11 protein-coding genes are annotated in these 13,910 nt (G+C 46.7%); 7 read left to right on the plus strand and 4 right to left on the minus strand.

Going from position 1 to position 13,910, the window contains the following annotated elements:
• Nucleotides 1–59: 59 nt before the first annotated feature.
• Complete coding sequence (locus tag QUB06_RS00480; protein ID WP_333433761.1) at nt 60–1,154, plus strand: Rho termination factor (modular protein); 1,095 nt, start codon at nt 60–62, stop codon at nt 1,152–1,154.
• A gap of 273 nt (nt 1,155–1,427) precedes the next feature.
• Nucleotides 1,428–2,165 (plus strand): Uma2 family endonuclease, encoded by a 738-nt coding sequence (locus QUB06_RS00485; protein ID WP_333433762.1) that lies wholly within the window; start codon nt 1,428–1,430, stop codon nt 2,163–2,165.
• Between the two features lie 27 nt (nt 2,166–2,192).
• Here the strand turns inward: QUB06_RS00485 and QUB06_RS00490 are convergent, their stop codons facing one another.
• Both QUB06_RS00490 and QUB06_RS00495 read right to left on the minus strand, forming a co-directional pair.
• Entirely contained in the window at nt 2,193–3,722 is a 1,530-nt protein-coding gene (locus tag QUB06_RS00490; protein WP_333433763.1) for a phenylacetate--CoA ligase family protein, read from the minus strand.
• A gap of 105 nt (nt 3,723–3,827) precedes the next feature.
• Nucleotides 3,828–5,153, minus strand: a complete 1,326-nt coding sequence (locus QUB06_RS00495; RefSeq protein WP_333433764.1) for a transposase — start codon at nt 5,151–5,153, stop codon at nt 3,828–3,830.
• A 399-nt stretch (nt 5,154–5,552) separates the two neighbouring features.
• Here QUB06_RS00495 and QUB06_RS00500 point away from each other — a divergent pair, with 399 nt between their 5' ends.
• The 4 genes from QUB06_RS00500 to QUB06_RS00515 all read left to right on the plus strand — a co-directional run bounded on the left by QUB06_RS00500 (nt 5,553) and on the right by QUB06_RS00515 (nt 10,852).
• A complete protein-coding gene (locus tag QUB06_RS00500; protein WP_333433765.1) occupies nt 5,553–7,463 on the plus strand; it encodes a serine/threonine-protein kinase in 1,911 nt (636 codons plus the stop codon).
• A gap of 222 nt (nt 7,464–7,685) precedes the next feature.
• Entirely contained in the window at nt 7,686–7,955 is a 270-nt protein-coding gene (locus QUB06_RS00505; RefSeq protein WP_333433766.1) for a hypothetical protein, read from the plus strand.
• A gap of 575 nt (nt 7,956–8,530) precedes the next feature.
• Nucleotides 8,531–9,874, plus strand: a complete 1,344-nt coding sequence (locus QUB06_RS00510) for an EAL domain-containing response regulator (protein WP_333433767.1) — start codon at nt 8,531–8,533, stop codon at nt 9,872–9,874.
• A 312-nt stretch (nt 9,875–10,186) separates the two neighbouring features.
• Entirely contained in the window at nt 10,187–10,852 is a 666-nt protein-coding gene (locus tag QUB06_RS00515) for a response regulator (RefSeq protein ID WP_333433919.1), read from the plus strand.
• 95 nt (nt 10,853–10,947) lie between these two features.
• Here the strand turns inward: QUB06_RS00515 and QUB06_RS00520 are convergent, their stop codons facing one another.
• Together QUB06_RS00520 and QUB06_RS00525 are read right to left on the minus strand one after the other, a co-directional pair.
• Nucleotides 10,948–11,673 carry a pentapeptide repeat-containing protein gene (locus tag QUB06_RS00520; RefSeq protein ID WP_333433768.1) on the minus strand — a complete coding sequence of 242 codons (726 nt, stop codon included), beginning with the start codon at nt 11,671–11,673 and terminating at the stop codon, nt 10,948–10,950.
• Between the two features lie 191 nt (nt 11,674–11,864).
• On the minus strand, nt 11,865–13,064 hold the full coding sequence (locus tag QUB06_RS00525; protein ID WP_333433769.1) for a phosphoglycerate kinase: 1,200 nt from the start codon (nt 13,062–13,064) through the stop codon (nt 11,865–11,867).
• A gap of 183 nt (nt 13,065–13,247) precedes the next feature.
• On the opposite strand from QUB06_RS00525, the gene QUB06_RS00530 reads away from it, so the two are divergent.
• Nucleotides 13,248–13,661 carry a universal stress protein gene (locus QUB06_RS00530; protein ID WP_333128466.1) on the plus strand — a complete coding sequence of 138 codons (414 nt, stop codon included), beginning with the start codon at nt 13,248–13,250 and terminating at the stop codon, nt 13,659–13,661.
• Nucleotides 13,662–13,910 lie beyond the last annotated feature (249 nt).

Below are 13,910 nucleotides of genomic sequence, written 5' to 3' on the forward strand. Positions count from 1 at the left end.
CAAACATACATAAATACCTACACATCAGATTTTCATGACAAAAGGGGACTTGTAACAAGATGGATCGATCGTCCGATCAAAACCAAATAGTTGAATATTTGCGGATTAAGCCAATTAGTCACACTCAGATTTACACTTCCCAAATTGCCATACCAGAGCCTCATCGGGGCGAAATTCCTCGCGAACGCCGCGAAGCTCTCAGGAGAAGTCTGATCGAGCAAGGCAGCAACTTAATTCCTTTAATTGTACGCCCTACCGAAGCTTACAGCAACGAAGAAGAATATGAAGTGGTCTGCGGCTCAGATTGGTGTATTGTTGCTAAAGAACTTGGCACCGAGCAAATGTGGGCGTGGGTATTTGAAATGACCGACGAGGAGGTAGCTGTTGCTCAAGCAGAAATGGAATATTTAGCTCCGCAACCGACTCCTAAAACAGCACAAATTGAGACTCTACTGCAACAATTTGAGCTATCATTTCAAAAAAAGGTAGATAGTCTAACAAAACAAATAGAACAATCTGTAAAAAAAAATGAAGACCTGCTAAAAAAACACGTAAAAGCTATAAGTGAGCAGAACTTTGAGCGTAACCAAATAGAACAGATTAAGCATTTGCTCGAACAAGTGGAAAAAGCATTTAATGAAAAGGTAGATAAAATGGCTAAAAAAATAGAACAATCGAGCAGCAACCGTCCGCCCACATCGGCTGTTATTTCTGAGGTAAATCTTGAAGGTGCTTTGAGACAGTTGGATGAACTGGAAAAACTACTGTCAATCAAATTAGAACGCACAGTCCAAACAATTAATCAGTTTGTTGCCGACGCCATTGAAGACGTAGAAAATGACCTGAAAAATCAAATTGAAACGCTCCGACGCCAACTGGGAGCCGCAGCGACTAACTCAGAGAGACAGCCAGAGGCACAGCCGAAGAAGCAGTCAAAAACGCAGCCGAAGAAGCAGTCGAAAGCACAGCCGAAACCTCAGTTACCGCAGTTGCAGTTGGAGTTGCCGTTTCCGTCCCCGTCCCCAGAAGAAGACTACGAAAGTCTTTCGCTGAGGCGGTTGAAGGCGATCGGCAAAGACAGGAAAGTGCGGGGTTACGCGCGCATGAAGCGACCGGAAATTCTGGAGGCTCTCAGACAAACTGACGGTCAATAAAACGCTAATTGCTAATAGTTAAAAACTAATTATTGGGTGCTCGATCGCGTGTTTCGGCAAAAAGCGCGATCGGGCTTTCAGAATAGTCGGCTCTCCTGGGTTTATGGTGGATACGCTATAAGACACAACTTTTCGCGATTCTGTGATGCCCTTGGAGTAAGGATATGCGGTTTGTTTATCACCACAAACTCAGGAGAGCCGAATAGTCCTGGGCAGAGATATGAAAAGCTTGCTAAAATAGACACACAACCTCTTACTCCTCACCAAGCAGCCATGTCCGCAACCGCAGAATTAGCTACTACCCAAGAAATACCAGAACAAGAGATACCAGAAAATGTTATCTTTCCTTCAGGCGATTTATACAGTGACGAACCTCCCGTGGAAACAGAACTGCATCTCCGACAAATAATCCTACTCCTAAACTGTCTAGAATGGCTGTGGCGAGATAGAAATGATTTCTATGCTGCTGGAAACCTCACCATTTATTACAGTCCCAAGCAACTCAAATCGAAAGACTTCCGAGGCCCAGACTTTTTTGTGGTACTCGGAACAGAACGAAAAACTCGGAAAAGTTGGGTAGTTTGGGATGAAGAGGGAAAGTACCCCAATATTATCGTTGAAATCCTGTCTCCCAAAACAGCGGATATAGACAAAAACTTTAAAAAACAACTCTATCAAGATACTTTTCGTACTCATGATTACTTTTGGTTTGACCCCGAAACTTTAGAATTAGCTGGGTTTCATTTACTTGACGGGGAATATGAACCAATCGCACCGAATGAATCCGGGCATCTGCGGAGTCAGCAGCTCGATTTGAGTCTCGGAATTTGTGGCGGAAAATTGCGTTTTTTTACAGCAGAAGGAGAGCTTGTCCCTACTCCTGAAGAGGTTGCAGAAACGGAGACTCAACGAGCCGACGAAGAGGCTCAACGAGCCGGACAAGAAGCTCAACGAGCCGATCGCTTGGCCGCGAAACTGCGAGAATTAAATATTGATCCCGATACGGTTTAGTCCAGCCCCTACTCACAAAAACACGGTTTACTGCCGCCTGTATCGGTGCTTCACCCCTATCGGAAAATACTCGGCATCGCCCATCGCAGTTAATGTCACCACAGGTAACTGATATTCTGGCGGAACGTAATTAGCAAATTCGCTGTTTAGCCGCCGCAATTGCGCGAGAATAGAAGATGCGATCGCCTGCTGCATCTCCTCGTCGCCCTCCACCCCCGCTGCTAATTCCACAACCACCGATAAAAACCGATTTTGATCCGCATTTTCCTTGACTTGCAGCACAAATTTTCCAGTCACCCATTCCCGAATGGTGGGAACTTCTAAACCTACGGTGACATTTTCCGGGTAAATGTTGGCACCGAAGTAGGAAACGGTAAAGTGCGATCGCCCAAATACATAGACAAATGGCAAGCAGCGAATGCCTCTGGGGAAATCAGAAACTTTCATACCTGCTTCTTGCTGCAAACGTGCCACAGGGTTAAATCCCCATTCTGCCAAAAAATTGAGCATTGCTTCGTAACAAATTAAACCGCCGTTATCGGAGATGTGATACCGTATTAGCGGGATGCCATTGTCGCCAGAAAATAATAGCGTGCCGTCATTATTCGCTTCAAAAAAGCGACTTTTCGGATCGTACTGCACCAGCGTTGGCAACCGCGATTCCCCGAATAAATTGCGTGCTGCTTCGGGATTGTTTGCTAAAAAGCGACGGATGCAAATACTCAGCGGTGTCTCGTTGCCCAAAACGCCGGCATCCGCAGTACCGTAAAGGCTCGCAGAGTTGTAATATAGATTGTCAGAATTAGTGCGATCGCTCACCAAACTCCGCCATTCTTCGCTAAACACTTCTCCCGCAAACACCATCTTAATTCGGTATTTTTGCCACTCCACACCCCCAGCAATTCCGCTATCAATCACATCCTTGATAAATGGCGGATATCCCAACAAAACTACTTGCTCAAAATGCTCCCCAAGTTCCTGCACAACTCGAAATATTTCAGTCTTATTATTCCCAGGCGTCACAACTGTAACGGGATAACCCTTACTCGCTAGATAGCGGCAGCAATTGGCCGTGTACATTCCGCCTACCCAAGTTCCCAACGCAAAGCAAATGACAGCTAAAGTTGAGCGATTGTCGGCGTAAAAACTGTCGTGAAATATTTGTTCAAAACGAGCGGCAATTTGCAACTCGTCGCTGATAAAACGCGGCCAAAATGTCGGGTTTCCTGTCGAACCAGATGAAACAGCAATGAAATCGCAACTTTCTAATTTCCCCTCGTAGCACAACTGAGGTAGCGGGTGACAGCGTAAATAATTCTCTTTGGTAATTAGGGGCAACTTTTGGAAGTCTTCAAAGGTTTGAATTGAGGCGGGATTGATGCTGAGTCCAGCTAGGAAAGTCTGGTAAGCTGGTACTGTGGCCGCGACTTTTTGAAAAAGCGCGATCGCCCCGGATTCGGCAACTCGATTCTGCTGGTGTTGCAATCGTTCCTCAAGCGGCGCCCTCAAAAACTCTTCAAACGCCCCAATTGCTCGCTGACGCTGTTCTGGCTGCATGATTTGCTCCTTAAAATGGGTATTTTGCACCCCGATCGCTAAGCGAGTCAATTAGTAGCGCGACGCGACCGGATAGCACATCGGGCTGGACACTAAAAATGTCAACTACCCAGCATCAAGCGGAGTACCGCTATGATGGGGGCTTGTATCTGAACTCCACCGCAATTCCGAAAACCTTTGCAGGATTTGGGCTTTGGTTTCACCGCTCGATACATCAGGGGATGCTGACAAGCTCCCCGTGCTCATCCAGTCTTGCCGGACAAGCAACGCTCTCATTGCAATATTTCGCGCACCAACCAAATCAGCGTGTAACTCATGACTACAACATTCGCATCGAAACAATAGTCCTTTGTTTGGTCTATTAGCATCCGAAGTATGTCCACATTTAGGACAACTTTTCGATGTGTAATGAGCCGGAACTTTAGTTGCTAACGAACCATTTAGATTGGCTTTGTAGTCGATATACCCGTGCAATTCGGCATAAGACCATTTAGCTTTATTTCGATTAGCTCTACGCCTCTTTTTGCTTGCCTTCTTGCCCGATTTCGTCCTAGTCCTGTCCCGTATTCCGGTGAGGTTTTCTAGTCCAATTAGGGTGTTAGGTTTGGCAATATCCTTACTGATCCGGTGGTTTACATCAGCGATAAACCGTCTTTCTTTCCCAGACAAAGCGATTAGTCTTCGCTTCCCTGAACGAGTGTCTTTACGCTGAAGAGTCATCCGTGCTTTATGGTAGCGGTTAGCTTTATGTCTAGCATTCTTCCCTGAGTAGAATTTAGCCTTATTTTGCAAGTCTATTTCCACCGCTAAGTAGCGCATACCCACGTCAACACCAGAGACTCTAGTTATTTTCAGTGGGTCAATCTTAGGCGTTTCTACTTCGATACTTACCATCAGATAGTAGATTTTGGAGGAACGCTGATAGACAATTTTAGCCGCTCCAATCCTTGCACCATTAGCAATTAAATCTAAATGCTTATTGTAACCATCATACGAGACCACTATTCGACCTTGGAGAGTGATGATACTCACTTGCCTCTCGGCTTTAAAAGAGTAGTCACGTTGATAATTTAGGGTACAAGTTCGAGATATATATTTGGGGGCTTTGTCTAGCCCTTTATACCGTCTCTTAGTGTAGCCTTTAGCAATAGCATCGTTAGATTGTTTTACCTTAGTCCACAGAGTCTTATAGGTTCCAGACACTTGTCTGGGTACATTGCAAGCCATTTGCGCTCCCAGCCCAAATCGAACCCGCAATTCGTTGTAGACCGCTTTCTGTAACTTAGCACCATTGCTGGTTTTGCCTGCATCAAAAGCAACTTGTGAAGTGTAATTCAAGGCATCTCGGTAGGCTAAAGCAGTCTGAGACACCAAAGCTTTTTGCTCGGCAGTCAGTTTTAGTTTTAGCTTGGCGGTGATTACTTGGGACATTATTTTCACGAACTTTGGTATTATTGTATTTCGTGAAGATAGTAAAAACAAGGGGCAGGATCGGGAATCTGTTTGTTCTTCGACCACCCCTTCCCGTACAACATCTAAAGATTGTCGGTTTTGGTCAGGGGTGGATCTCTTCACTCACGCGCATTCCTCCCGACGCTCACGCCCTGCGGTAGAGCGCGGGACTCCTGCTGTCTAGTTGAGGTCGATCGAAAATATGGCGCAGTAGATAAACTTCCATAGCACGAAACCGCTGTTTTCACAATAACCACACGGGATAGCCAAGCTGGCGATCGACTAATAAACACTGACACACTATGGCAAGATTAATTCAGCGATCGCCCAAAACTCCCAGTCTCAGTCAAGCGTGAAAATCCGACGCAGCAAGTTCCCATGAACAATCCCATCTACCCCGGCATAACTCTCAACAACCACTACCGCATCGTCCGCGAATTGGGACACGGAGGCTTCGGGCGCACCTACCTCGCTGAAGATGCCCACCGATTTAACGAACCCTGCGTTTTAAAAGAATTTGCGCCCCAAGTACACGGAAGTTACGCTTTACAAAAATCCGAGGAACTGTTCGAGCGGGAAGCGGGAGTGCTCTACAAGCTGCAACACAATCAAATCCCGCGCTTCCGCGAACTTTTCCGCGTCAGTATCAGCGATCGAGGCTACCTATTTCTCGTCCAAGACTACGTGCCCGGCCAAACCTACCGCTTTCTGCTCGACGCCCGCAAGCGTCAGGGTTTGCGGTTCATAGAAGCAGAAATCAATCAATTGCTGCTGCAGATTTTGCCCCTGCTCGAATACATTCACTCTTTGGGAGTGATTCACCGCGACATCTCCCCGGACAACCTGATTCTGCGGAGTTCTGACGGGATGCCGGTGCTGATCGACTTTGGCGGAGTAAAACAAGTCGCCGCCACCGTAGAGTCTCTTTTCGCTGAGGCTAACGGCACTCTCGCCCCCGCGACTCGCATCGGCAAGCTCGGCTACGCCCCCGTCGAACAGATGCAGATGGGCATCGTCTCTCCCCACAGCGATTTGTACGCTCTGGCGGCCACGGTTTTGGTGTTGCTGACGGGGAAGGAACCCCATCAGTTGCTCGACAGCCAGACGCTGAATTGGAACTGGCGGGCGGAATGTTCTCTGTCTCCGAATTTGTCCCTGGTGCTGGATAAAATGCTTGCTCAACAGCCGAGCCAGCGTTACTCCTCGGCTCGCGAGGTAATGCTCGCTCTCTCCGGCAATCCGCCTTTACAGCCTTTGCCGCCAGCCCCGCAGCCAGGGTATTTTGCGCCCACGCAGCCGCCGGATCTCTCGCCTATACCCGTACCCGCCCCCACGCCAAAACTGCCGGGAACTCCGGTGCGAGTTGCTGCTATTGGCCATCAGCAAAAGATGCCTGCTTGGAAAATGGTTTTGTTCGTGGTGGCGGTGCTCTCAAGTATGGGGGGAGTTGGCTGGTTTGCGGGCAATTCTTTGTTAAATCTGCAATCAAAAGTGCAGAAAGTTCCCCAGCCTTCAAGCCCGAAGCAGCAGCAAGAAGATGCTTTGCAAGATCGCTTTGTAAAGCTCAAAATTGACGATCGATTTTATAACGGTTACGTCAACCTTGTGGACGAGACTTTCTATGCCAAGTACCCGGAATTGGGGGGACGATTGTTAAAAGAAGGCGATGACGATCGCCAATGGCGCGAAAGGTGGCAGAAAATCGGCGACGAGTTGCTCGACAAGCTGGAAAATCTCAGCAGCGACGCTAGAGCGCGGTTGGGCACTTACGACACCACTGATATCGATCGCTGGAAAACTGAGGTTAACAAGCTGAATTTGAGCAGTCGGGCTTTGTACGATTTGGCTGATGCTAGGTTTTTTTATTGGTTTCCACAACAGCCGCGCGATCGCAATATCATTGGTTTGCCGATCGGACAAATTTGGCAAGCAATTACCGCCGACGAACTCGAAGCCTTACAAGCTGGAGCAACTGTCGAAAGCGTTGAATTTGACCGCCTATCGAACAGCAAACGCCTCACAGGCAATCTCAAACCCGGAGAAGGGAAAGCTTACATTGCCAGGTTCGCTCAAAATCAAACTTTGCGCGTGAATTTGCAAGCCCCGCGCAAATCAACTCTGCTGTCAATTTATTCTCCAGGGCGGACAAAAGGCGCGCGAGCTTTGCTGGAAGATGCAGAGGGGCTGAGTTGGTCTGGATTGCTTGATGATGCTGGTTATTATGAATTTGTGGTAGTTTCTCAGGCATCTGAGCCGATCGCTTACCAGTTGAATGTGACGGCAGAATAACTGCTATTGACAATCAAGCATCCAGGATACAAGCCCCCGCATTCATCCGTCCAGAAATAAAAAACCTGTATCCGATAAAGGAACCCCCGAATTTATCCGTGGGGTCGCCTCTAAAATCTAAAATCTAAAATCTAAAATCTAAAATCGATTGACGCTCTCTATCCACCCAGGCAATAATAAGGTAATACCGATCGGGTAAGTTATCCTGTTCAAACAAAGAATATGCTGAGATTCGCGATCGTAGCTTTAGTGACTTTTGGATTAGTATTAGTGACTGCACTAGGTTTACATCCGGCCAATGCGACAGTCAGCACTCCCGAATTTTATGCTTGGAACTTTGCCTCTGTAGGCAGTAGCGAGCTGGTTTGTAAAAAGACCGTGGTAGTTCCGCAAGACCAGATAATTCCGTCATCATCCATGCACCATGTCCGTATCACTTCTGCAATTGTAGATGAAAAATTTTGCGCGAATTCCACTAAGCCTGTGAATTAAGGCCGTGGATAATAGGATTTCGGGTTAGAGAACCATAATTAAGTTCTCCGTTAGTCGATTTTAGATGTTAGATTTACTTCACAGATGAATCTGGCAGGTTGAACCTTAATCTCAAATTTTTCTTTCTCCACGACTGTTGTCTGAAAGCAAGTATCCTTTTTTGGATGAATCAGAACGCAGCGTCCTGATTCATCCATTGAGCGAAAACTCTAGTTGTCAGTACAAACACGGACTAATTATGAACAATTAACCGGACATTATATAAGTGATAGCCTGAGTAATTTCCGCACTCGGCGCATTGAAACTCTTGGCTATTTTTTTTTATGAGAAATATTGGGTATTTTGTAATAAAAGTTTATCAAACGAGTCGGGCGCAGCAGTCTTCTGCTCTTGAAAGAGATCGAAATCTTCCCAATTTGGGCAGTTCTTTGATTGTGACTTAAGAACCGAGGGGAAGTATTCCGCCATTTGGCTAATGGTTTATTGGCTAATTAGCTGAATTATTAATTTGCTAGTTTGAGTATGCTAGAGTTAGTCAGGTTCAGATATAAAGTGGCATCTGTTATCTAAGTATCATGCTCAAAATTTTGGTAATTGAGGACGACGAATTAATCCGGGAAACTCTTCTGCAACTCCTGGAATCTCACAGCTACCGGGTCATTGCGGCCGAAAACGGTCGAGCTGGGGTGCAGATGGCACTTTCGGAGATACCGGATTTAATTTTGTGCGACGTGCAGATGCCGGAACTCGACGGTTATGACGTGTTGCGGACGCTGCGGCAAAACTCGCTAGCTGCAACAATTCCATTTATTTTCCTCACGGCTCAAAGTGACAAAACCGATTTTCGTCGGGGGATGGAATTGGGGGCCGACGATTACCTGACAAAGCCGTTTACCAAGGCTGAATTGCTGGGAGCCATTGCTTCTCGCGTCTTGAAGCGGCAAACTATTACTCAACCGCTGACAGTCGCGCTTCACCAAGCAGAAGCCAGACTCAAAGATTTAGTTAACGACTCCACCAAGGTTACAACCCTCTCTCCTGAAAAGTTTGCTCTCGAAGCTTTGCTGCGCCACGCTTTGGAACAAGGTGAGTTTCAGGTATACTATCAGCCGCAGGTGAATATTGCTACCGGCCAAGTTATCGGCGCGGAAGCTTTAGTGCGCTGGCAAAATCCCGATCGAGGTATAATTTCTCCCTGCGAATTTATTCCCTTAGCAGAAGAAACAGGTTTAATTATTCAGATTGGCGAGTGGGTACTGCTTTCAGCTTGCGCTCAAGCCGCTAGTTGGCTGGCGGCGGGGTTTTCGCCCTTTACAATATCAGTAAACTTGTCGGCCCGGCAGTTGTCCGACCCGGAACTCAAGGCGCGAATCGTCCAAATATTGGAAACTACAGGTTTAGAGCCTGCGAATTTAGAATTAGAAATGACCGAAAGCGCTTTGGTGGAAAATGCGACAGTAGCAGGCGCTACTTTAAACCAACTTAAAGCTCTAGGAATTCGGATTGCGATTGACGACTTCGGCACCGGTTACGCTACTTTAGGATATCTCAAGCAATTTGCTTTTGACAGTTTAAAGATCGATCGAATTTTCGTCCGTAATGCCAACGAAGATACTCAAAATGCTGCTATTACTACAGCAGTAATTTTACTGGGTCACAGTTTGAATATGACCGTAATTGCTGAGGGAGTGGAAACAGAAGCAGAACTAGAATTTTTGAAACAACATCAGTGCGATATCATACAGGGGTATCTGTTCAGTCGCCCCGAACCAGCAGCGATAATTGAAAGTATGTTGGTTGCCGACCCGAGTTTGTTCGCGCCGCCCCCAGCAGCACCTAGTCGCGTTGTTCCTTTTGTACCTGTGTCCGAACCAGAAAAATCTAAAAACCTTTCAATGTCGCGTCTAGGAATAGTGTAAGTGTCACCAATATTTCTGTATAATAGAAAAAAATTCTTTCTTTTACGTTCTATTTTCTGCATAAAAGTTGACGCTACCTCCTAAAAAGTTGTAGCTTTTGATGATAGGCGAATCAAAGAAAGTATTGTTCCCCCTATTGCTCTACTGCTTCCCCTTTTATGCGCTAGGCGCCCCTAATAGGAATATTTGAGAAAGTGTGCCGTCTTGAAATTGCGAACCTTTATCAAGTGGCAGGAGGTAAACTCAATTAAGTTCCTACTTTGGGACTGGCAGTTTCAAGAACTGTCCAACTGGAATTGGTGCAAGCCTGTCATGGAAAGAATATTAGTGGTTGACGACGAAGCAGACTGTCAAACAGTCTTAGCAATGTACTTGGAAAGTCAAGGATATCGGGTGGAATGCGCTAATTCAGGGGTTGAGGCGCTCTCGATTTTTGAAAATGCCCCCCCAGATTTGGTAATTTCAGATGTCATGATGCCGGAAATGGACGGGTTTGAGTTTTGTCGCCGTTTGCGAACTACCCGTTTGGGACAGTTAGTCCCCTTTATATTTTTATCGGGTCAAGGCGAGTTGGAGTCAAAAGTTGAAGGTCATGCGATCGGCGGTGACGATTATCTGGTAAAACCTTTTCAGTCTGAAGAAATCTTAGCTAAGGTAAAGGCGCAGTTAGAGCGCTCTCACCGCATTCACGCCGAGATTGTCCGACTGCTTCAAACTTCTAGCGGTAGGGCGGTGGAACCACAATTTGTGCCAGTATTGCCAGCACCTGCACCTTTGCCTTTAACACCAGCCGAGGAAAGAGTTTTTTGGGAGGTTATCCAGGGTTATACTAACAAACAAATTAGCGATCGACTGTTTATTAGCCCCCGGACTGTGCAAGCTCATTTAGGCAGCATTTTCAGCAAATTACAGTTAGAAAATCGGGCCCAGCTTGTGAGATTTGCCCTAGAAAGAGGATACAAACCACCTCAAACTTAGCTCCGAGTTCAACCTAGGGTGCGCCAGCCAGGGGATTTTAGATTTTAGATTTTAGATTTTAGATTTACTCCACAGATGAATCTGGGAACTAGAGTCTAAAATTTTTCTTCCACATTCAAAACACAATAAGGAAAATTCGTTATCACGCAAACCCCCGGCCCCAAATTCGTACCTCGCAAGTTGGCACGTTCCAAATCAGCCTGCCGCACGTTATTCGCCGCATCAATATTTGTCCCCGCCAATTGAGCCCCAGGAAGCCTAGTATTTGACAAAATAGCATTCTGCAAATTAGTATCGCGCACATCCGCGAAAGACATATCCGCTCCGCTTAAATTCGCACGATTCAAATTAACTCTAAACAGCAGCGAACGTCTCAAATCTGCATTAGACAAATTAGCTTGCAACAGATAAGCTTCGCCCAGATTCGCATTAAAAAGTTTAGCACCGCGCAAATCCGCACTCGTCAGATTCGCTCGCCCCAAAAAAGCATTAGACAAATCCGCATTTCGCAGATTAGCACCATTCAATTCAGCACCATACATCTCGGCATTAACTAAGTTAGCATTTGCCAAATTAGCATCACTTAAATCCGCTTCTAGCAAATTAGCTTCATAGAGATTTGCTCCGCTTAAATCCGCTCCTCTTAAATTAGCTCTGTACAAGCTAGCCTTAAACAAATCAGCATTTCTCAAGTCACAGCCCTCGCACTCATTACTTTCCAGCAATTGCCTAACATGATCTGGATTTTGAGCCTTAACGGGAGCTGCCAGCCCAAACAAAGCTAAACTTGCCGTTACAGTTGCCAAGAGTTTAAGTTTCACAAACAAACCTCACTGCTACTTCAAACAAATTATACTAGCAAACTATAGACTTTAAACCCATATCCCTCTCTCTTTCCTCTTGCTCTGCGTTCTCTGCGCCCTCTGCGGTAAATATTCAAAAAAATGATTCGCAGCCAAGGATTTAGACCTGCTTCCAGCAAGGCGGGCAAAGCCCGCCCTACTTAACTTAATTAAGCTTCATCTAAAGCAGCAACACCAGGCAATTCCTTACCTTCTAGCAACTCCAAACTAGCACCGCCACCAGTGGAAATGTGGCTCATTTGTTCACCTAAATTCAACTGTTCCACAGCCGCCACCGAGTCACCACCACCGATAATTGTGGTAGTACCAGTTTTAGTAAGTCCAGCCAAAGAATGAGCGATACCTTCAGTTCCTACAGCAAACTTCTCCATCTCAAACACGCCCATCGGCCCGTTCCAGATGACAGTTTTGCAATCGGCCAAAGCATCTTGGAAAGTTTTTACTGAATCCGGGCCGATATCCAAACCCATCCAACCGTCGGGGATGCTTTCTACAGAAACAGTTTGAGTGTTAGCCGCCGCATCAAACTTATCAGCAACTACCACATCAGTAGGTAACAGAAAAGTAACTCCCCGTTCCTTCGCCTTAGCTTCCAAAGACTTAGCCAATTCCAGCTTGTCCTCTTCCACCAAAGACTTGCCAACGTTCAAGCCGCGAGCTTTGTAGAAGGTGAAAACCATGCCACCGCCCAACAGCAGTTTGTCGCACTTTTCGAGCAGTTTTTCAATGACTCCAATCTTGCTGGAAACCTTTGAACCGCCGATTATAGCAGCTAAAGGACGCTGAGGATTGTCGATCGCACTGCCGAGATATTGCAGTTCCTTCTCCATCAAAAACCCAGCCACAGAAGGACTCAGATACTTAGTAACGCCTTCAGTAGAAGCGTGAGCCCGGTGAGCCGTACCAAAAGCATCATTGACATACAAATCGGCCACAGAAGCTAACTTCTTAGCAAATTCCGGGTCGTTTGCCTCCTCCTCTGGGTAGAAGCGGACATTTTCCAACAACAGCACATCGCCATCTTGCATCGCGGCGACTGTAGCAGCGACTTCATCACCGATGCAGTCGTCAGTCTTTTTGACTTCTTTACCCAACAATTCCGACAGGCGCACAGCAACCGGCGTCAAGCGCAACTTCTCCGTCACACCCTTGGGACGGCCGAAGTGGCTGCACAAAATCACCTTAGCGCCCTTGGACGCTAAATCTTGAATTGTCGGCAGAGCCGCCCGGATGCGAGTATCATCGGTGATATTGCCGTTGTCGAGCGGCACGTTAAAGTCCGCCCGCACCAATACCCGTTTGCCCGATAAGTCCGATGCCGATAAATTTGCTACAGTTTTTTTTGTCACAGGATTAACCTCCTAATATGTGTGTTTTTGTCGAATTCCGTTGAAATGGCGGCACTGGTAACTTGCACCCCGGCCTCGGACGCATTCAACCGCGCCCGTACAAAAAACGGAAGATGGAACAAACGGCACTGATTGGCTTAACCTAAACATTTTATCGGAGTCCGTGTCCCGGAGATGTGCAGTATGTTCAAGACAGTCTTATTTCCTGTCGATCAAAGCCGAGAAGCCCGCGAAGCTGCCGAAAAGGTGGTCAATATCGTAAAAACCTACGGTTCTCGCTTAGTTATTCTGTCGGTAGTCGAGCCCCCAGCCGAGGAGGCCGACGCCCCCGCGCGAGAGGTGATGACTTCCCCCGAAGCAGTCGCCAAACTTCTTTCTGAGGCCCAATCGATGTTTTCCCAGCAGGGAATTGAAGCTGAAATCATCGAACGGGAAGGCAAACCTGCTTTCACGATTTGCGATGTGGCTGACGAAATTGGGGCCGATTTGATTGTGATGGGCTGTCGGGGGATGGGTTTAACCGATGATGGGGCGTCTGACAGCGTTACCAATCGGGTGATCAATCTGTCTCCTTGTGCAGTTTTGATTGTGCCTTAGTCAGTTGTCAGTTGACAGTTGACTGTTGGCAGTTGACGGTTGGCAGTTGACAGTTGACAGTTGACTGTTGACCGTTGACCGTTGGCAGTTGACCGTTGTCATTAAATCACTGACTATTAACAACTGACAACTGACAACTGACCACTAACAACTAACAACTGACCACTAACCCATAACAACTAACCCATAACAACTAACCAATAACAATAGTCAATAGTCAATAGTCAACAGTCAACAGTCAACAGTCAA

The organism is Microcoleus sp. D2_18a_D3 (assembly GCF_036702455.1).
Lineage (GTDB): Bacteria > Cyanobacteriota > Cyanobacteriia > Cyanobacteriales > Microcoleaceae > Microcoleus.

What these genes read in the sequence shown, in the direction of transcription:
- QUB06_RS00480 (WP_333433761.1), top strand. Translation starts at nt 60, where the DNA reads ATGGATCGATCGTCCGATCAAAACCAAATAGTTGAATATTTGCGGATT.
- QUB06_RS00485 (WP_333433762.1), top strand. Translation starts at nt 1,428, where the DNA reads ATGTCCGCAACCGCAGAATTAGCTACTACCCAAGAAATACCAGAACAA.
- QUB06_RS00490 (WP_333433763.1), bottom strand. Translation starts at nt 3,722, where the DNA reads ATGCAGCCAGAACAGCGTCAGCGAGCAATTGGGGCGTTTGAAGAGTTT.
- QUB06_RS00495 (WP_333433764.1), bottom strand. Translation starts at nt 5,153, where the DNA reads ATGTCCCAAGTAATCACCGCCAAGCTAAAACTAAAACTGACTGCCGAG.
- QUB06_RS00500 (WP_333433765.1), top strand. Translation starts at nt 5,553, where the DNA reads ATGAACAATCCCATCTACCCCGGCATAACTCTCAACAACCACTACCGC.
- QUB06_RS00505 (WP_333433766.1), top strand. Translation starts at nt 7,686, where the DNA reads ATGCTGAGATTCGCGATCGTAGCTTTAGTGACTTTTGGATTAGTATTA.
- QUB06_RS00510 (WP_333433767.1), top strand. Translation starts at nt 8,531, where the DNA reads ATGCTCAAAATTTTGGTAATTGAGGACGACGAATTAATCCGGGAAACT.
- QUB06_RS00515 (WP_333433919.1), top strand. Translation starts at nt 10,187, where the DNA reads ATGGAAAGAATATTAGTGGTTGACGACGAAGCAGACTGTCAAACAGTC.
- QUB06_RS00530 (WP_333128466.1), top strand. Translation starts at nt 13,248, where the DNA reads ATGTTCAAGACAGTCTTATTTCCTGTCGATCAAAGCCGAGAAGCCCGC.